This is a genomic window from Micromonospora sp. MP36, assembly GCF_008119785.1.
Classification (GTDB): domain Bacteria; phylum Actinomycetota; class Actinomycetes; order Mycobacteriales; family Micromonosporaceae; genus Micromonospora.
This window is the reverse complement of record NZ_VSFA01000113.1, coordinates 1-19,206: the sequence shown is the minus strand read 5'-3', so window position 1 is coordinate 19,206 and position 19,206 is coordinate 1. Positions and strand designations below refer to the sequence as shown.

Sequence of the window (19,206 nt, the reverse complement as noted above, 5' to 3'; positions counted from 1 at the left end):
GGCACGTACCACACCCGGTGGCGCCATCGCCGGTGCTCGAAGGCGGTGTCCACTTCGACCTCAGCCACCACCGTCGGCTCCACCTGCACGTAGCGCAGTGGCTCGGGTCGGTCCAGCTGCCCGCTCCAGCTCGCGGGCAGCGGCTGCCGGCCAGGGGTGCGCGACGATGCCCCGGCGCTGCAGGCGGGGTGGGGACAGCAGCGGCGCGAGCTCCCGACGCTGGGGCATCGCCAGCGGGTGGGGGTGACCGGTGTAGCGCAGGTGCCCCCGCCGATCGAACCGGCCGAGGAGCAGCGTGCTCGGGTTGTCGAGGCTGCCGGTCACCCCGCCGATGATCGCCTCGGTCGCCGCGCGTACCCGGAACTTCTGCCAGCCGCGCCGGCCGGGCTCGTACCGGCCGTCCAGCCGCTTGACGACCACACCCTCGATCCCGGCCGCCGTATAGATGGTCAGCCAATCGCCCACCTCGTCCATGTCGGTGGTCTGCGGCGTGAGGGTCAGCTGCGCTGGCGCGGCCTCGAGCAGCTCCGCCAGCCGGGCCCGCCGTTCGAACAGCGGCGCGTTGATCACGACGTGGCCGCCCGCGTCGGCGAGCAGATCCCACGGGACGTAGTGCGCCGGGTGTTCCCGTGCCATCATCAGCAGGCCCCTGCCGGCGGTGATCCGGCGCTGCAGCCGGCGGAACCAGAACTAGTCAGCCGAGGGTGAAGGCGTACTGCCCCGTCTTCAGGAAGATTGAACGGATGACGACCGCATAGCGGTGGGTGGGGTCGGGCAATTGGTACGGGCCAAGTTGGTTTCCACACAGCGGGTTGGAACCGGCCAGCACGGAATCGGCCGTCAAGTCGTGGACCTCGGCGAACATGTCGACATCACAACCGGACGTCTTTGTTAGCGTCACCGCCGACACGCCGGCGCTAAGTTCATACACGTCCTCTTGGCCACGTGATTGGATCCGCCCTGTCACGGCTTTGCCCACGGGGGTGGGCGCGGTACGAGGCTTCGCGGTAATGAGGGTGAAGGAGAACGGTCCGGTGCCGGTGCTCGCGCTGGCAATCTCCAGCTGGTAGCGCCGGCTGACGTCAGGAATAGTGAACTCGACGATGCCGTTCGTGCACGGGAAGTTGGAGTTTGAGACGCCCACGAGGTTGACGCTGAAGGTCTGATCGCAGCCGTCGGTGATGCCGTGCCAGTCGGCGATGTAGAACACGGTGGTGTCGCCAAGGTCGAGGTCGAACCGCCTGGCCTCTGCAGCGGTAGTAATCCGGTCGGCGACGGTCGAGCCGTCGTGCAGCGGCCCGTGGCCACCGGTCACGGGAATTTGGCCGGGCGAGGAGTGCCCAGGGGTTACCGGGTCGATCTTGACCGCGGTGGCGGTGGCTTGGGTGGCTGCCATCCCTGCGACAAAGGTGGACTGTCCAGTGACGGCCACGTCAACGATGCAATCGTTGAGGTAGGGCTGCTCGGATACTCCGGCGTTGCGGCAGATTAGCTCGGCCACATCGCGCGCCGCTAGATCCGCTGCGCTGACTGGTCGACTGGGGAAGCCGGCGATGGTGAATGTGTGCGTGTTCTGCCCGGACGGGTAGTCGAACAGGGATTCGCCGTCCCGCACCCGCCAGCTGTTGCCGAACCTTCTGTAGAGCGTGTCGAAGTCCGGTGTCGAATCCAACCTACTTCCGTCGCGAGTGACTAGGTCGTTGTCGGCGTTGCCGTCGAAGTTGCCGAGGATGCCGTTGGCGGCGTTCTTGCGGGCGGCGGCCAGCCGGACGTCGAGATTGAGTCCCCAGACGCCCAGCGCCGCCACTGCCGCAGAGGAGCTGTCTGGCCAAGTAATCAGGTAGGCGTCCATTTCGGGCGTACGGGCGATTGCACCGCCGTGCGGCAGGGTCAAAGCCTCCTTGGATACCTTCGTCATCTCGCTGGCGACACGCACCTCGATACCGTCGCCGGTCTGGTAGAACCCCACCCGGTCACCGTCCACGTTCATGGCGATGGCGCTGTTCACGCTGACCGTCGTCGAACCCGGGTACGGCACCTGGCGCGTCTGCACCTCCAGGCCACTGCCGGTCACCGCCACGAACTCGCCCGCAGCTTGCAGGTCGTAGTGCAGACCGTCGAAGGTAGTCAGGTGCGGATCTCCGTTGCTGCCGCCGCACCCGACCGCCGGGCAGTCACCGCCGGGCCGGCCTGGATTGACTGGATAGGTGCGGGGCGGCCGTGGGCGATTCTTCTCGTAGCACTCGTCGATCGAATTGGGCAACTTAAGCCCGTTATACGAATCGCGGGGGGCCAGCCCGTGGTACCTGCGATAAGCGTTCTCGGCAAGGCTCGCGGCGATTTCACGCACAGTCGCCTGCGGATGGTCCGGTCCCTTGTCAGTCGCGCGGCAGTTGCTGGAATCCTGAATACCTTTCGAATACTCGTACGCGTGATACATCTCGTGATAGAGCTCGGCACAGGAATCAGCCGTCGTCCCTGCCATCGGATGGCCGTGGTGGAGCGGGTCCCAGTCGATTCGGGACCCGGTGCCGGTGCCGTTGGTGGCGTTGCGCCAGTCGTCGGGCGTGGCGAACGAGCCGATGGGGTTCTTCTGCCGATGCGGCTCCCGTGCAATGACTATGCGGTGCGGGGAGAACTCCAGCTGGGTGAAGATGCCGGCCGGATCGCCGGCGCCATCCTCGGACCGGAACCTGCGGACACACTCCCCATATGCAGCCTGGAGTGCGCCGTCGCCAGGATTGTCGAACACGATCTCGGCGTGCGCCGGTGCTGGCGCTAGGACGACCGCCGCCGTCGGCGTAACGGCCAGCACCAGCAGCACCGCTGCCGGCGGAACTCGCCGGGCATGCCGCAGGATCAACCCAGTCGCCACCAGGACGACGGCTGTCAGTGGCATGCCGATGACCAGCCAGAGCGGTAGTCCCGAACCAGTGCCCTTGTTATCGAGGATCGCGAACGCGACCGTGATCGGCTGGCTTGAGCCCTTGCACACGTCCGCAGGCTGTTCCGGCAGCCTCGGAAAGGAGTACATGGCCGTGACACGGTAGTGGCCCGGCCGATCGACCGGCCACAACGCGAGTAGACTCCCACTCGCTGCTGACCAGCTCACCGAACGCAGCGCCGCACGTTCGCCGGAATCGGCGTCGATCGTCGCCCTTGCGCCAGGGCTTACGGACGACAACTGCGAGAGCATCAACCTGGCGAGGCCGTCAATATGTGACACCGGAGCTATCTGCGGCGTCAACGCCTTGCCGTCGCGCGATACTCCGGTGATGATCAGCGAACCGTCCCCTACGGTGCTGATCCGACACTCCTGGCTGCCTGAGTTCCTGACAGCGAAGATGAGCTGTACCCGCTCGCCGCGGGCGTACTCTTCCTTGCTTGCGCTGCCCTGCAGGGACACCGGCGACGTGGCCAAAGCCGTCCCCGGCGTACCGATGAGGGCCAGCCCCGAGCAGACGAGCAACACGAGGATACGAAGAGCCGCTCGGCGTCTCTCTCCTACCACCCTAATCTGCCACGACGCAGAGCTCATAACCCGAGGTTATCGATAAACCACGCTAGGTTAAGCGTGTTGCGACAAGCCCGACCCGGCCCGGGACACCGGACCCGGCTGCCGGCCGCCGGCCGGTGATCCGCTGCCGGCCCGCTGGTCCATCACGCTCACTCCACCAACACTCAGCGGAGTGTCACCCAGGTCCTGATACCGATCGGAACGGCGTCGCAGGACGTTTGACGTCAGGTCGAGATCAACAGGGCTTGGTGCTAAGCCGACGGTAGAGGCAGACCGTCCCCGACGGGTTCGCTTCACGTCCGGGCCGGAACCCGGGGTGGCACGATGCGTGCCGTGGGTTGGTTCTTGGTGGTGACGCCCCTGCACCAGGCGGCCGTAAACGGTGGACTCGAGTGGGCGGCTGACGCTGAGTGTTCCTTTGGGCTGCCCGAGGATCCACCACCCGTCCGCGAGCTGCCGACGGTGGAGCAGGTCTTGCTCGCGTTCTGTGAGGCTGGCTGTCATGGCACGCCGTGGTTCCAGGTCGCGGGGCATGACCTGATAGCCGATCTCCCGGACTGCCCAGACCCGGCCATGTGCGCGTCGGTGGGTGGCCTGGACCTGGGAGAGGTGAGGCTGGGTGTCGATGGTGCCAGCGTTGACGAGCCTGTGGAGTTGCACCAGGCGGTGACCGACATCGGGTTCCGCAAGCCGTCGAGCCGTGCCGTGTTGGCCGCGTCGGTGGCGCTGGCGTCGCAGGCCGGGCCGCTGCTGGTGCTCGATGACAGCGGCGCCTGCGCGTTCGTGGTGTCGCCGGGCGATGACCCGGCCAACCTGGCCCAGCACTGGCCGTGGTAGTCATACCGCGGGACTGTGGATCTAAGCTAAGGGTGTTTCCGGCCTGACCCGCCGGGCGTGGTGCCTGGCGAGGAAGGTGCCGTGATGACCGCGACACTGAACGATGTGACTCCGCGGAAGAAGCCTGAGCCGTCGGCGGAGGAGCAGGCCGCCGCCGAACTGGTCCGGCTGGCCAGGGAGCAGGGCTTGTCGCTGACCGGTCCGGACGGGCTGCTCAAGCAGTTGACCAAGACGGTGCTCGAGACTGCGCTGAACGAGGAGATGACCGAGCACCTGGGCTATGAAAAGCACGACCCAGCTGGCGCGGGGTAGGGCAACATCCGCAACGGGACTCGGTCCAGGACGGTGCTGACCTAGGCGACTGGTCAAGTCGGACCGTGTCGGAGCTGGCCGGGCGGTGTTGGCGTCGGTGGTGACGCCTAGCAGTGCCTTGACTCACTCCCGCTGGTCGGCCCGGGTGATCGCTCAGCGTCTTGCCGGACCACTGCCGGGAGATGGGGATGCATCGGCCCGATTCCGAGGGTTTCCCGCTCTTGCAGTTGCCGGGCTTGAGTCAGGGGCGGGCTTTATTGGGTTGGATGCCGTAGAGCAGCCAGTTGGCAGCGCGCCCTGTGGGCGTGCCCGATACAGGCCCGCGGCAGTGACCCTGCTGGTGTTAGTTGGGCTGATTTCGGGCTTTTGAAAGCTGAGCGGGCTCTTGAAGTGTACGGTCAGTAATGGACTATCCTTAACCGTTTGGGGTGCGCGATGGCATTTCTCTGGTGGAACAGCAGTGTCCGCAATATCGGGCCGGCAATCTCCGGCATCGGTGAGTTGAAGTTTCTCATTGAGAACGCGTTGCGGGACGAGATGGGGTTCCGTGATGTCGCCTCCAGCCCCCTTGATGTCGCCGGCAACAAGGATGGCGTCAGGGTTTCTATCGCCCACTTCCAGAAAACGCCCAGCAGTTTTTGGGAGCTTGTCATCGCCGCCGGGGACACCGAGCAGACGAAAGCAACGAACGACGCCGTCGTTGAGATGTTGAAGAAAATTAAGGTGCTTTAGAAGTTCCTCTCCATGCTGATATGGGCGGCTCCGTGTCAGCGAGCGACCTAAGGAGTGTGGCACCGCACCGAAACGATACGGCCAGACTCGATGGTGAGCTCGACCCTCGGCCACAAGGTTGTTGGAGTCGCCGTGTTGCCTGCTTCAACCATAGGAGGCCCGCAAACCGAGAACGTGTCAACCCGCAAGGGTCGTTCCACCGGCTCGCCGGTGAGAAAGCCAAGGCCCAGCATCACGCCGGCGGCGATGACACACCGAGAGTGCGGGCGTCGCAGAGGCGGCGAGCTGCGCGGCGGCGCATCCAGATCAATAACTGGCATACGCTACGTTAGCGCCCGGGCCAGCCCAAGGGCCATCTTCCAGGTCCGACCCGCGAGCGGCGCGTGCGATCTGCGTGCGAAGGGCGGCGGCGATCACGTGCCAAGTGCAGTCGACCACGGCCAACGCCGACGGATGTGGCACGAGGGCACACAAGAAGATCCCCACCGGCGTTCCGCAGGTGGGGATCTCTGTAGCCCGACGGAAGGCTAGGTGGCCAGGGGCGGGGCCGAACCGCCGACCTTCCGATTTTCAGGCACCCGCATTTCCGCAGGTCAGAGGGCCGTCGCAACCTGCCGTGCAATGGATGTGCAACTAGTAGTGCTTTGTTAGGTTGGGACGAGTTGGCGGCAGAGGGGGCAGAACCCGAGCCAGGTCGCGAAGGCACTTGCGGTGAGGCGCTATCTTTCATCGACGTGAACCTTGAGGACTGGGGCAACGTCGGAAGCGTCATCAGCGGCGCTTCGGCTGCTCTGCTGGCTATCGCAGCGATCATTGGTTGAGGTGCCGGCCTGGGTGACTGGCGCGCACGGCAACGGAAAGAGAGAGAACTCGCCGAAGAGCGGGCAAAGACTCTTCGTCTCGACAGAGAACGTGTCCTTCGCGGCTGGTCGCCGCACGGGGTTCATGTCTATGGGGTCAGGCTCGTCGCCGAGCCCTCCGAATTGTCTAGGGCGGTCGAGGAGTTAACGGCCGGCCAACCGAGCGACTACGTTGTTTTACGCGTTAACGAAATTGCCGACGGCAACGCTAATCGTGCACATAGCCTGCGACAGCTGATTGCAAACCAGGGCTACCTTGCTCAAGCGCCGTCGCCTGGTGAGTACGAGGCTCTCGAAGTCGGCCGCAGAGCCCTCGAATCGACGACGTTGCCGAATTGACCTCTTAAGGATCAAGGCGGCCCGCAAGCGGGCCGCGCCGGCCCGGCCCCGGCCTGCTGGCGACCTCCGGCCGGCATCGGCCGGGCCGGCCGGCCACACTTGGGGACGACCAAGACCTTGAAGACCTCGGGGCTCTGCCCCGAACCCCGGCCCTCCTAATAGAGGGGCGAACGGTGATCGCCGCAGGTGGTGGGGCTGGTTGGGACGCCTTGGCCCTCCTCGGGGTTGAACCCTTCTCTGAGATAGGCGCCCGCCGGTGGCTGCCGGCGGCGGTCGCTGTTCGCGTTGTGGTTGGGTTCGTGTTCTGAGCCTGCCGCAGAGGCCGTCTCTCGCCCGAGCCGTGAGCGTTCAGCTCTGATCCGATGACGGAGATCTCTGCGGTCTGCTGGGGTCACGAACGGCTTGTGGGAGGTCGGGCCAGGAGCCCTGCTATTAGGACGTCGCGTGCCCCTACCGGCTCTGAGCAGGCAAGACCCTGTCCAGGGAAGGGGAGGCGTTGGACATCACGTGCGGGATTGACTGGGCCGAGGACCACCACGACGTGGCCTTGGTCGACGCCACGGGGCGACGGTTGGCCAAGGCGCGTATCGGCGATGACGCGGCCGGGTTCGCCAAGCTGCTGGACCTGCTCGCTGAGCACGGAGACAGTGCCGAGAGCCCGATCCCGGTGGCGATCGAGACCTCGCGCGGGCTGCTGGTGGCGTGCCTGCGAGCGACCGGGCGGCCGGTCTATGCGATCAACCCGTTGGCGGTGTCCCGCTATCGGGACCGGCACTCGGCTGCGCGTAAGAAGTCCGACGCCGGTGACGCGTTGGTGCTGGCCAACATCCTGCGCACCGACGCCCCGGCCCATCGGCCGCTCCCGGCCGACACCGAGCTGGTCCAGGCCATCCGGGTGCTGGCCCGCGCGCAGCAGGACTTCGTCTGGGACCGCACCACCTTGCTGCTGCGGCTGCGCAGCCTGCTGCGCGAGTACTACCCGGCGATGTTGGCCGCGGCCGCCGGCGTCGAGGACGGCCTCGCCTCGCCGATAGCCCGCACGCTGCTGCGCGCCGCCCCCGACCCGGCCACCGCCGCCGCTCTGACCGTCGAGCAGATCAGCGGCCTGCTAGTCCAGGCCGGTCGGCGCCGATACATCACCGCGACCGCAACCCGGCTGCACGCGATCTTCCGCGCCAGCCACCTCCGCCAGCCGCCGATGATCGAACACGCCTTTGGCCGCCAGGCCCTCGGCCTGCTACGCCAGCTGGACACCGCCATCAGCAACGCCGAGGACCTGGGCGCGGCCACCGTCGAGGCCTTCGCCCAGCATCCCGACGCACCTGTGATCACCAGCTTCCCCGGCCTCGGCCCGCTGCAGGGCGCCCGCATCCTCGGCGAGATCGGCGACGACCGAGGCAGATTCCCCACCGCCCGCGCGTTGAAGGCCTACGCCGGCGCCGCGCCGGTCACTCGAGCCTCCGGCAAGAGCCGCGCGGTGTTCAACCGCAAAGCCAAAAACCAGCGTCTGGCCTCGGTCGGCTACCAGTGGGCGTTCTGCGCCCTAACCAGGTCACCCGGCGCCCTGGCCCACTACCGCCGCCGACGAGACCGCGGCGACTGGCACGCCGCCGCGCAACGCAACCTGTTCAACCGGATGCTGGGCATCCTCCATCACTGCCTGACCACCGGCCAGCCCTACGACGAGACCAGAGCATTTCCGGCACTGGGACCGGCAGATCCGACAATGCAAAGCCCGGAAACAACCGTCCCGCACCGCGCCAACCGTGGGGCGCTGCCCCACACCCCGGCCCTCCAAGGAGCCACCGGTTGACACTCACCCCTGTGGGAGGTCTCAGAGATGCCGCCGCGGATCACCTCGCCCGGGCACCACAAGGGCTACCAGCCTCCCCGGACGGGGCCAAGGTCGTTCGTCCAGTAGGGCGCTCTACCTTGTCCCCGTCCGGGGAGGCTGGACGGTCTACGACTGCCCGACGAGGAGATCCGCTATGAAGCCGCATGGTGCCCGTCAAGCTTCAATGACGATCGAGTTTGCGGAAGGGCGGCCCGGCTATAGCGGCTCCTCGCCTTCCGGGATTCTCCTGCTGCGGCGACGAATGTTCCGGCGCGGTGCGGGTACCAGGCGCAGCAGTGATGCCGGGCCTGGGCGGTCGCCGCCGGCGAGGAGGATCCGTGCGCCCCGACCGGGTACGTCTGCTGCAGCTGGTCATCCTGTGCGCCGTGCCGCCGGCGATCGAGGCGGCCGTGCTGCGCGGCGTACGGTTCACCTCGGTGCTCGGCCTGGCGCCCCAGGCCAGCGCGGTCTGGCCGTACGGGACGTTCCACGACCTGCTCTGGGTGCTGGTGTACCACAACTCGTGGATCGGGTTCGCCGTCGAGTTGCTGGCCACCATCGTGCTGCGCGGACTGTTCTGCGCCGTGCTGATCGCGATCGCCTGGCCGACGGAGGTGCCCCGCCCGTCGTGGAGGCGGCTGGCCGGCCGTAACCTGGCGATCTCCGCGCTGGCCACGGTGCTGCTGTCGCCGTGGGCGGCGATAGCCCTGGTCACCGTGGAAGTGGCGCTGTCCTGGTGGATCGTCTTCGAGTTGCTACCGCTGCTGGTCCTGGCCCCGCTGCTGCAGCGGGGTGGGATGGTGCCGGGCTGGTGGCGCGGGCTGCCCTCGGCTGCCCTGGTCGGCTGGGCGATCCTCAACTTCGTCGTGCTCACTGCGGCCGGCGCCCTCGTCTGGGGGGTTCCGTCCTGGTTGACGGTTCCGGTCGCGGCACTGACCGGGGCGGCCAATGGCCTGCTGTGGCTGCGGGTGGTGCGCGCCGCGGTGACCCAGGAGCAGGTCCGGTGGCGGCGCGTACCGGTGACGCCGGTGGCGTTTGTGCTGGTCCTGGGTTTGCTGGTGTTCCAAGACGATATCGTGGCGCTGGGCCAGCGCCCGACGGACCCGCCGCTGCTGCGGGCCGCCGCCGCCCGGCCGGAGTTCGCGAACCTCCGATACACGGTGCTGTTCCTCGACGGCTACGAAACCAGCTACGACGGGCGGCTCGCCCACGAATTCGCCTCGGCACCCCTGATGCTTTTCTCTTATCGGGGCACCGAGGCGGATGGGCGGCCCAGGCCCTACCGGGCGCAGGACACCCACCAGTCGGTGGAGACCAGCGCGCGGTTGCTCGCCGACCAGGTGGATCAGTTGCACGCGCGGACCGGCAAGCCGGTGGCGCTGGTGGGGGTGAGCGAGGGCGCCATGATCATCCGCTACTACCTGGGCCGGATGCCGCACCCGGCGGTCGAAGCGGCGGCGCTGGCTAGCCCGCTCATCCGGGCCGGGCAGATCTACTATCCGCCGCCGGAGGCCAGCTCCGGCTGGGGCGTCGCCGCCGGCTGGCAACTGCGGGGCATCTTCGCGCTGATCGGCACCACCGGCCGGGTGCCGAACGATCCCGACGAGCCGTTCCTGCGATCGCTGATGGACGAGGCACCGTTCTTCCGCAACAACATGTTCTGCCCGGTGCCGGACGTACGGATGGTCCTGTTCCTACCGATAGCCGACGCGGTTACCGTCCCGCCTGGGGCCTATCCCGAGCTCCCCGTGTACGAGGTGACCGGCCTGCACGGCAGGCTGCTCGACCGGCCCGCCGAACTGCAGCGGCTGGCCGACTTCCTCCGCCACGGTACTACGCCTACTCACGAGACCAGCTGGGAATACGAGCTCATCGAGCAGGCCAGCGGGGCCTGGCAGGCGCCGGCCCTGGCGTTGCGACTCAACCCCGCCTGGCACTACACGGGGCAGGCCGATTACGCGCTGCGCAGAGGAGCCTGCGCCGAACGCGGGTAGACCGCTGTCGGACCCGCGCTGCCTCGCCGACACCTAGCCATTCAAGGTATGTGCGAGCGAGTGCAGCAGCCAGTGGTGGCCGAGGCGAGGATTTCCTCGATCGTTTCGGCGGTCAGGTCCGCGCGCATGGCGACGTGGCCGAAACCGCGCCGGTAGCGCACCAGCCGGCGGACCATCCCGGCCGGCAGCGCCGGGTTCTCGGCGAGACCGTCCAGTACCTTCGTCAGGTGGACCGGCGTCGGCGCGTCAGCCATCCGCCGCCCCTCCCCGTATCCGTTGCGTTGTCACGAGTCTGGCATGTTCAGGGGCTGTGGCCATGGCGGTGTGTTGGGTGGGACGCGCGAGCGCTTGGCCGTCACGGCCCGACCGGTCTGCTCCTCCCGTGTGCCGTGACCGCCTCCCTCATCCGCTGATGGTCACCAGACGCCGTGGCACCACTCCAGGACCGCCATGGCGCTGTACATCTTGTTTTCGGCCTGCGGGAATGCGATGCTCGCCGGCCCGTCCAGCACGTCGCCGGTCACCTCCTCGCCGCGATGTGCCGGCAGGTCGTGCATGAACACCGCCTTCTGGGCGTGGTCCATCAGTGCCGAGTTCACCTGGAACGGGATGAAGGCGGCCCGCCAGCCGGGATCCGGCTTGCTGGTACCGGTCGTCTGCCACCGCGCCGTGTAGACGACGTCCAGATCCGTCGGCAGGTCGGCGAGATCGTGCCGCTCGTGTACCACCGAGCCGTTGGCTCGCGCCTGGGCCACCGCCGACTCCACGATGTCGGTGGCGAGTCCGTAGCCGGCTGGCGTACGCAGCTCCAGGTGCACGCCGCGGTAGCGGCTCGTGGCCAAGGCCAGTGCGGCGGCGGTGTTGTTGCCCTCACCGACGTACAGGATGCGCAAGCCGTCCACCGCGCCGAAGTGAAGCGTCAAGGTTGTCAGGTCGGCCAGCGCCTGGGTCGGATGCTCTTCCGCGCTCATCGCGTTGATGACCGCCATCCGATTCTGGTCGGTCCAGGCACGCATCTGTCCCGGATCACCGGCGGTGCGGGCGACCAGTGCGGTGAGCATCCGGGACAGGACCCGGCCCGTGTCCTCGTTGCTCTCACCGGTGTTCATCTGGAGATCCTGCGCACCGTAGGTGATGAGACCGGCGCCGAGGCGCAGCGCACCTGCCGAGAAAGCCGTTCTGGTGCGGGTCGAGGTCTTGGTGAAGTAGATGCCCACCACCATCCCCGCCAGCGAATCAGGCGCGAGGGCGGTTCCATCCGCGGCTAGCCGGGCCAGGGCCGCCCCTCGTTGGACGATGCCCTGCAGGTCGGAGTCCGATAGGTCACGCACGGAGATGAGGTGTCTTGCAGGAGCGCTGCGCACGGCTTGCGCCTTTCGGGGAAGATGGGCGACGGTCACGGCACCTACCACCGCTCCGTTTCAGCGAAGATCACCGCCGACGGCGGGAGCGAACGTTACATCGACCTCGTCGGACAGGCAACAGATCGGCAGCTTGCCTCGCGGACGCCGGAGGCGGAAGCGCCGCGAAGTTGCCTGCCGAACTACCTCGATCCTCCTCTCCACTTCGTAGCCGCATGCCCTCGGGTGAATGTGAGCCGCCGCGGCGGGCCGCAGCTGCCAGCTACGCAGCAGCCCGATCTCCGGCGCCCGCGGGCTCCGGATCCGGTCGGTGACGGCGCGTCTGCCGGCGTCGGCGGCCGATCGGGTGAGCGCAGACGCGATCAGCCGGTCAGACACAGCACTTTTTCGCAGCATCTTCGAAGTGCCCGATCAGGGACAGGACCTCTGCATGGCTTCGCGCCGAGCCGTGCACGATGGCGAGCATGCTCTGGGTGCCCTCGCGCCAGCTCACCGGCTGGCCGACCTCGGCCCGTACGTCCACCAAGTCGACACCGCGCAGCTTTTCCAACTCCTCTAGCGGGGACAGTGACACGACCTCGCGGCTTCCGAACGGAGGCGCGACGAACCGCTGGTACGCGATCCCGTTGACGGCAGGCGGGGAGACGGTCACGGGCTCGCCGAGGGCGACCTGGAGAACGATCCGGATCATGTTGGTCTCGGTTGCCATCTGAAGCAGTCCGTGCAGGTATCCGGCCAACCGCCCGTTGACCTCGATGATGCGCGGTCCGGCGGCGGTCAGCTTGATCTCGGTTTCGCACACCCCGTCCCGTACGCCGAGCGCACTCAGCGCCGCGCGCTCCAGCCGTACGACGTCCTCGGCGAGAGAGTCGTCCAGGGTGTGCGGGATGACGTCACCGGTTTCGCGGAAGGGCTCCGCGAGCGGATGCTTCCCGGTCACGCAGGCGGTCTGGACCACACCGTCCTGCACGACCGACGACACCGCGACGAAGTCGCCCCAACCGGCGCCTGCAGCACGTGGATCGCCCACCAGAAACTCTTCCAGCACGAACGGCATCCCCATGCTGGCCGGGGAGTCGCCATACGCTGAGCGGCATTCCTCGACGGATTTGACCAGCCGGGTGTGCGCACTCGCGGCACCGTGCCGCGGCTTGAACACGGCGGGAAACCCAACCTCGACGGCCGCCTTCGCGATATCGGATTCATCGGCGATCAACGCGCTACGCGTCGACTCGACTCCCGCATCCGACAGGCACCGCCGTTGGAGGTGCTTGTCGGTGAGCAGGGCCGCGGTCTGTGTCCCGTGGCCCCGCCATCCCGCCCGGTGTGCGAGATGAGCGACCAGTCGCTGCTGAAACTCGCTGAACGTGACGATGCCGGCGGCACCGATGCCCGATACCTTCTGGTAGACCTCGTCCTCGTCCAGCCCGGTGATGTCCACAACATCGGCCCACTCGCACATGGCGTCGTACTGATCCGCGACATGCGGCCGCGAACGATCGGCGAGAAAGACGATCCTGCAGAGGCCGCGTGCGGCAGAGGCGATGCCAAGCGGAGAAGCGGCGCCCAGGTCGTAGGCCACCAACAGAACACGAGATTCTTGCCCCAGCACCCCAATGCCCCCATTCCATGAGTTCCTTGTGCCGACACGTGGCTTCCGACGTCGACTCGTTCTCCGGCTCGCCAGTCACCCACCGGCTTCTGGGCTAACCGCCTCACCCTAATCGGCAGTGGGCCCAGAGCGCCCGGTCGGCGCCGCCGGGTGTCACGGTGAGTGAGGTTGGTTGGTGGATTGCTGTAGCGACCGTCCGGATGTCCTGATTGGACGTGGCAGGAGGTGCCGCACCGCCGACGCGCCTGCCTCGTCGCCAAAGACGTCGGCACGCTCCACGAGGCATCAGACCACCGTTGGCCCGCGCGTCACGTCGTCACACAGACCATCCACAAGCACCCAATTCAATCCATGATCAAGATAGGTCCCCCGGCATCGGACCCGAGGCGAGGCGCTCTGGCTCCGCCCCGCCGAGGCCGCCTGACGCGCGCCCCTAGCCGCAGTGCCGACCGTCGGTCAATAGGCGAACGTATATCAACTTCAGTACCAAAAGATCATCAGGCGTCGACCTCCACAGTGGCCGAACGGGGTGGACCAATGCCAAGATGGGCGATCGGTGAGGACGTCGGACGTCCTGCCAGTCACTGTCGCCGCGCACCCGATGGAGCCTTACTCCGTGATCCGACCAGGCACGCAGTCGTGACCGCCACCACTGCCGCCAGGGGGCGTCCCACGACTGTCCACGCCATACTCCGCCAGGCCGAAGTGGCCCCCGACCAGCCGGCCGTCGTCGATCGGGCCGGGACGCTCAGCTACCGCGATCTGGTCGATCGGGCCGCCGCCCTCGCCGCCGGCCTCCAGGTGGAGCTCGACACACCGGACCGGCCCGCCGAGCCGATCGTCGCGGTACTCCAACCGCGCACCGCCGCCGTCGTGGTGGCCCAACTCGCCGCCTGGCTCGCTGGCGCGGCCTTCCTGCCGCTGGACGCCGCCCTGCCGGCGGCCCGCCTCGCGCAGATCCTCGCCGAGGCAGACTGCCGCGTCGCGCTTGCCGACGAGAGCCTGGTCGACCGGTTGCCGGACGGCGTGACGGCTGTGCGGAACGGGCCCGGCCGACACATCGCCCCGGCGCCGGCCAACCGGCTCGCGTACGTCATCTCCACCTCCGGCTCCACCGGACGCCCGAAGCAGGTCGAGGTCGAGCACGGCAGCCTGTCGAACACCCTCGACTGGTACGCCGACTTCTTCCGCCTCGGCCCGGGTACGCGTACCGCCGCCTTCGCGGGGCTCTCCTTCGACGCCTGTCTGCTCGACCTGTGGGCACCGCTGATGCGGGGCGCCACCGTGCTGCTCGCCGACGAGATCGTGATCCGCGACCCGGACCGGATCACCGCCACCCTGCGCGAGGTAGACCACTGCTTCCTCGCCACCCCGCTGGCCGAGCAGCTCCTCCGGGTCGGGGCCGACACGGGTCGGCTACGAACGCTCGCCACCGGCGGCGACCGGCTCCGGGTCTGGCCGCCGGCGGACTTCGGCGCGGCGGTGCACAACCTCTACGGGCCGACCGAAGCGACCATCCTGGTCACCGCGACCGACGACCTGCGCCGGGACCAGGACCGCTCGGTCGCGCCGCCGATCGGCCGGCCGGTGGCCGGCGCGCGGCTGCTGCTCGACCCGCCCCCCGCCCGTCTCGGCGATTCGGGTGAGCTGCTCATCGCAGGGCCGGTATTGGCCCGGGGTTACCGCACCGCGCCCGCCGAGACCGCCGCGGCCTTCGTGACCGACCCCGAGTCGGCCGACCGCCACTACCGCACCGGCGACATCTGCAGCTGGACCGATCTGGGGGAGCTGAACTACATCGGCCGGTCCGACGGGCAGGTCAAAATCCGCGGAAACCGCGTCGAGCTGCGGGAGATCGAACTGGCGCTGCTCGCGATGCCCGGGGTCACCCAGGCAGCCGCCGACGTTCTGGGCGAGGCAGGTACGGCGCTGCTCGCCACATGGGTGGTCGGCCCGGTCAACGCGGACGGGGTACGCGCCTGGCTGCGGGAACGGCTGCCCGCCTCGATGGTGCCGCACCGGGTCGACGTCCTGGCCGCCCTGCCGTTAACGGCGAACGGAAAGTTGGACCGGGTCGCGCTGCGGGCCGCGGCCGAGCGGCGCGGGCCGGACGCCGTTGACGGCCCGCCCACCGGGGAGAACTCCGCCGCGGGCGGGACGGCTGTAGCGGGTGCCGTTGCCGCCGCCTGGCAGGCGGTATTGGGTGCCGCGCCCGGCCCGGACGACGACTTCTTCCTCACCGGCGGAGACTCCCTGCTGGCCGTACGACTCACCGCGCAGGTGCGCCGTGGCCTCCACGTCCAAGTGAGGTCGTCGCTGCTCTACGAGCACCGCCGCTTCGCCGACTACCTCGCCGCCGTGGCGGCGCTGCACGCCGAGGCGGCGGGGTGAACGGCAGACTGATCACCCCGCCGCTGGCCGCCGGCGGACGCGCCCCGGACAGGGTCGAGTTCCGGACCGCCGCCGAGGCACTCGCCACCGCGGTAACCGGCCACCTGGAGGCCACCACCATGGAGAGGGTTCGATGAGCCGGATCGCGCTCCGACAGATCGCGGCGGGGACCGACGCCGGCTGCCTGCTGACCGTCGAGTTCCCCGGCGACTCGGCAGGCCCCGGACTCGCCGCCACGCTCGCCGAGACCGCCCCCGGACGGGAGGTCTGGCGACTCGACCCGGTCACCACCCTGGACCTCGGCCCGGACCTGTGCGACTACGAGACGCTGGCCGCGCGCTGCGTGGCCGAGTTCGACCGGTTGCGCCCCGACAGCGAAACGGCCCTGACCGTCGTCGGCTACTGCAGCGCCGCCCGGTTCGCGTACCACGTCACCGGGGCGCTCACCGCGCTGGGATACGCGCCGCGGGCGCTGGTCCTGGTCGCCGGAACCGTCCCAGACGAGCGGACGGTCTGGACCGAGTACGACGACCTGCGCCGAAAGCTCGGTGCCGCCGGCCCGAGCGAGCCGCCCTTCCCGCTGCTGGACGACCCGGACGCGACGATCGGCTGGCTGCGGGCGGAGTTGACCGGCCACGCCCGGGCCTTCGTCGACGACCAGGACTTCGGGACCGCGGAGGCGGGCGCGGCGGTGGACGAGATCGTCGGCCGCTACCAGGCGTGGCTCTGGTTCCTGCTGCAGGCGGTCGCCTCCGACACGCCACCCGTCGGCTGCCCGACGACCGACGTCGCCGACCCGGGTGACCTCGACCTCGATCTGGCGCCGCACGCCGCACGCCACGTCTGAACACCGAAAAGCACGAGCAACTGGGAGACCCTGTGACAACCAACGAGCCGGTGCGCGAACCCGGGACGGTGGTACGCGACGTCGTCGCGGCGGCGTGGCGCGACGCGCTGCGCGTCGAGCGGGTCGGCGACGACGACAACTTCTTCCGGCTTGGCGGGGACTCGCTCACCGCCGCCCGGCTGGCTGCCGCGTTGCGTACCGCGCTCGACGTCCGGGTGCCGATGAGCGCGGTCTTCGAACATCCCACGGTCGCCGAACTGGCCGCCGCGCTGCGTGCCGAGCACGGACCCGCCTTGGACGAGACGGCCGAGCAGTACCTCACGGTCCTCGGCTACTCCGACGCGGACACCGCGTCGATCCTCGGGCGGCTGGAGTGACCGATCTGCTCACGCCGGAGAAGGTCGCGTTGCTGGCCGCCCTGCGCGCCCGCCGCAAGGCGTCGGAGTCCGAGGCCGACCGCATCCCGTCGCGAGGCGCGGCCGACGGTGCCGTCGCGTCGTACGCCCAGCGGCAGATGTGGTACCTCAGCCAGCTGTCGCCCGGCGCTGCAACATATCTGGTGCCCAGCGCGTACCGGCTGTGCGGCCCGCTGGACGCTGCCGCCCTGGGATGGGCGTTGGACGCACTGGTGGCCCGGCACGCACCGCTGCGCACCACGCTCGCCGCCGACGGCGATTGCCTGACGCAGGCCGTCGCCGAGCCTCGGACCGGGCTGCTGCGGGTGGTGGATCTCGCCGGCTTGCCGGCGGCCGAGCGGGAGGCGGAGGTGCAGGCCCGGCTGACCGCCGAGCCCGCCACCCCGGTCGACCTCGCGCACGGCCCGGTGCTGCGGGCCACCCTGCTGCGGACCGCGCCGGACGAGCACGTGCTGCTGCTCACCGTCCACCACGTCGCGGTCGACGAGTGGTCGCTGCGGATCTTCCACGCCGAGTTGGGCGAGCTGTACGCCGCGCGCCGGGACGGCCGCCGGCCGAACCTGCCGGAGCTGGCGATCGGGTACGGCGACTACGCCGCCTGGCAGCACGACTGGCTGACCGGACCGGAGGCTGCCGCGCAGCTCGACTACTGGCGTGACCGGCTGGCCGGCGCGCCAGCGGTGCTGGAACTGCCCACCACCTGGCCGCGTCCCGCCGTGCAGTCGGCCGCCGGGGTCACCCGGTCCTTCCCGCTCGACGTCCCGCAGGACGCGTTGCTCGCGCTCTGCCAGCGCCTGCACGTGACGCCGTACATGGCGCTGCTCGCCGCCTTCCAGGTGCTGATCTCCCGCTACACCGGGGAGCGGGACGTAGTGATCGGCACGCCGGTGGCCAACCGCCGTCGCGTCGAGACCGAGCACCTCATCGGACTTTTCGTCAACCCCGTCCCCATCCGCACCGCGCTGGCGGACAACCCGTCGTTCGAGGCGCTTGTGCACCGGGTCCGGGCCGCCGTGCTCGATGCGCAGGAGCACCAGGAGCTGCCCTTCGAGAAGCTGGTGGAGGCGCTGCGGCCGGTCCGGGACCCCAGCCACAGCCCGCTGTTTCAGGTGATGTTCCTCTACGGCGAGGAGCCCGCGTCGCCGCGACTATCCGGAGTGGACGTAAGCCGGATCGACGTGCCGCTCGGCACGGCTCAGTTCGACCTGACCCTCCTGGTCCGCACCGGGCAGGACGGCCTCGGCATGGCGGTCGAGTACCGCACCGACCTGTTCGACGCCGCAGCCATCGAGCGGCTCGCCGGTCACTACCGGACCCTGCTCACCGCGCTGCTCGCCGACCCGGCCGCCCTGGTCGGGAGCGCTGACCTGCTCACCGCCGACGAGTGGGCGCTGTTGGAGACGTGGAACGACACGGACGGTGATTTTCCGCACGAGGCCACCGTGCATGGGCTGGTCGAGCAGCAGGTGGTCCGGACTCCGGAGGCGCCGGCGGTGACGTTCGACGGGCGTACGGTGTCGTTCGCGGAGTTGAACGCGCGGGCGAACCAGGTCGCGCACCGGCTACGTGCGGCGGGGGTGGGGCCGGAGACTCTGGTCGGTGTTTGTGCCGAACGCTCGGTGGAGCTGGTCGTCGGGCTGCTGGGCGTGCTCAAGGCCGGCGGTGCGTATGTGCCGCTGGACCCGGAGTACCCGGCCGGCCGGCTGGGGTTCATGGTCGCCGATGCGGCGGCGCCGGTGGTGCTGGTGCAGGGGCACTTGCGTGAGTTGCTTCCGCGCAGCGGAGCTACCGTGCTCGAGCTGGACGACGCGGACACCTGGGCGGGCCAGCCGACCGGTGATCCGCCGGCCTCGGCCGGACCGGCCAATCTGGCGTACGTCATCTACACCTCCGGCTCGACGGGGCGGCCGAAGGGCGTGCCGAACACGCATCGCGGTGCCGTGAACCGACTGGACTGGATGCAGCGGACGTACCGCCTCGGCGGCGATGACGTGGTGTTGCAGAAGACGCCGGTCAGCTTCGACGTGTCGGTGTGGGAGTTTTTCTGGCCGTTGCAGACCGGCGCGCGGCTGGTGCTGGCGAAGCCGGGTGGGCACAAGGACCCGGCCTACCTGCGGGATCTGCTGGTCGCGGAACGGGTCACCACAACACACT

Annotated in this window: 13 protein-coding genes and 2 pseudogenes; 10 read left to right on the top strand and 5 right to left on the bottom strand. The window is 68.8% G+C overall.

The window, feature by feature from the left end:
• Positions 1-60 precede the first annotated feature (60 nt).
• Together FXF52_RS35415 and FXF52_RS35410 are read right to left on the bottom strand one after the other, a co-directional pair.
• Positions 61-639: a hypothetical protein gene (locus FXF52_RS35415; RefSeq protein ID WP_255472718.1), complete on the bottom strand. Its 579-nt coding sequence runs from the start codon at positions 637-639 to the stop codon at positions 61-63.
• Positions 640-694: 55 nt separating this feature from the next.
• Positions 695-3,472: a VWD domain-containing protein gene (locus tag FXF52_RS35410; RefSeq protein WP_187413908.1), complete on the bottom strand. Its 2,778-nt coding sequence runs from the start codon at positions 3,470-3,472 to the stop codon at positions 695-697.
• Between the two features lie 378 nt (positions 3,473-3,850).
• Here FXF52_RS35410 and FXF52_RS35405 point away from each other — a divergent pair, with 378 nt between their 5' ends.
• The 5 genes and pseudogenes from FXF52_RS35405 (at position 3,851) to FXF52_RS35385 (ending at position 10,425) form a co-directional block, all read left to right on the top strand.
• A complete protein-coding gene (locus tag FXF52_RS35405; RefSeq protein WP_148803901.1) occupies positions 3,851-4,354 on the top strand; it encodes a hypothetical protein in 504 nt (167 codons plus the stop codon).
• Positions 4,355-4,438: 84 nt separating this feature from the next.
• A pseudogene (locus FXF52_RS35400) lies at positions 4,439-4,663 on the top strand (transposase); the annotation flags it as partial.
• Between the two features lie 438 nt (positions 4,664-5,101).
• Complete coding sequence (locus FXF52_RS35395) at positions 5,102-5,398, top strand: hypothetical protein (RefSeq protein ID WP_148803897.1); 297 nt, start codon at positions 5,102-5,104, stop codon at positions 5,396-5,398.
• Between the two features lie 1,695 nt (positions 5,399-7,093).
• Positions 7,094-8,305 (top strand): annotated as a pseudogene (locus tag FXF52_RS35390) (IS110 family transposase); the annotation flags it as partial.
• 464 nt (positions 8,306-8,769) lie between these two features.
• On the top strand, positions 8,770-10,425 hold the full coding sequence (locus FXF52_RS35385; RefSeq protein ID WP_148803895.1) for a hypothetical protein: 1,656 nt from the start codon (positions 8,770-8,772) through the stop codon (positions 10,423-10,425).
• A gap of 41 nt (positions 10,426-10,466) precedes the next feature.
• Here the strand turns inward: FXF52_RS35385 and FXF52_RS35380 are convergent, their stop codons facing one another.
• From FXF52_RS35380 to FXF52_RS35370, 3 genes are all read right to left on the bottom strand, one after another.
• Positions 10,467-10,679, bottom strand: a complete 213-nt coding sequence (locus FXF52_RS35380; protein ID WP_255472717.1) for a hypothetical protein — start codon at positions 10,677-10,679, stop codon at positions 10,467-10,469.
• 162 nt (positions 10,680-10,841) lie between these two features.
• On the bottom strand, positions 10,842-11,789 hold the full coding sequence (locus FXF52_RS35375) for an ornithine carbamoyltransferase (protein WP_148803893.1): 948 nt from the start codon (positions 11,787-11,789) through the stop codon (positions 10,842-10,844).
• A gap of 367 nt (positions 11,790-12,156) precedes the next feature.
• Complete coding sequence (locus FXF52_RS35370; protein ID WP_148803891.1) at positions 12,157-13,368, bottom strand: acetyl-CoA carboxylase biotin carboxylase subunit family protein; 1,212 nt, start codon at positions 13,366-13,368, stop codon at positions 12,157-12,159.
• Positions 13,369-14,103: 735 nt separating this feature from the next.
• On the opposite strand from FXF52_RS35370, the gene FXF52_RS35365 reads away from it, so the two are divergent.
• The 5 genes from FXF52_RS35365 to FXF52_RS35350 all read left to right on the top strand — a co-directional run.
• Positions 14,104-15,789, top strand: coding sequence for a non-ribosomal peptide synthetase (locus FXF52_RS35365; protein ID WP_187413907.1), 1,686 nt, complete (start codon positions 14,104-14,106; stop codon positions 15,787-15,789).
• Positions 15,786-15,926: a hypothetical protein gene (locus tag FXF52_RS42085; protein WP_187413906.1), complete on the top strand. Its 141-nt coding sequence runs from the start codon at positions 15,786-15,788 to the stop codon at positions 15,924-15,926. The genes FXF52_RS35365 and FXF52_RS42085 overlap by 4 nt, the downstream gene beginning before the upstream one ends.
• Positions 15,923-16,636 (top strand): hypothetical protein, encoded by a 714-nt coding sequence (locus FXF52_RS35360; RefSeq protein WP_148803887.1) that lies wholly within the window; start codon positions 15,923-15,925, stop codon positions 16,634-16,636. Before FXF52_RS42085 ends, FXF52_RS35360 begins: the two co-directional genes overlap by 4 nt.
• Positions 16,637-16,668: 32 nt before the next feature.
• Positions 16,669-17,013, top strand: a complete 345-nt coding sequence (locus FXF52_RS35355; protein ID WP_187413905.1) for a phosphopantetheine-binding protein — start codon at positions 16,669-16,671, stop codon at positions 17,011-17,013.
• A partial coding sequence (locus tag FXF52_RS35350; RefSeq protein ID WP_148803884.1) for a condensation domain-containing protein occupies positions 17,010-19,206 on the top strand: 2,197 nt, incomplete at its 3' end. The genes FXF52_RS35355 and FXF52_RS35350, both read left to right, overlap by 4 nt.

What these genes read in the sequence shown, in the direction of transcription:
- FXF52_RS35415 (WP_255472718.1), bottom strand. Translation starts at nt 639, where the DNA reads ATGATGGCACGGGAACACCCGGCGCACTACGTCCCGTGGGATCTGCTC.
- FXF52_RS35395 (WP_148803897.1), top strand. Translation starts at nt 5,102, where the DNA reads ATGGCATTTCTCTGGTGGAACAGCAGTGTCCGCAATATCGGGCCGGCA.
- FXF52_RS35380 (WP_255472717.1), bottom strand. Translation starts at nt 10,679, where the DNA reads ATGGCTGACGCGCCGACGCCGGTCCACCTGACGAAGGTACTGGACGGT.
- FXF52_RS35360 (WP_148803887.1), top strand. Translation starts at nt 15,923, where the DNA reads ATGAGCCGGATCGCGCTCCGACAGATCGCGGCGGGGACCGACGCCGGC.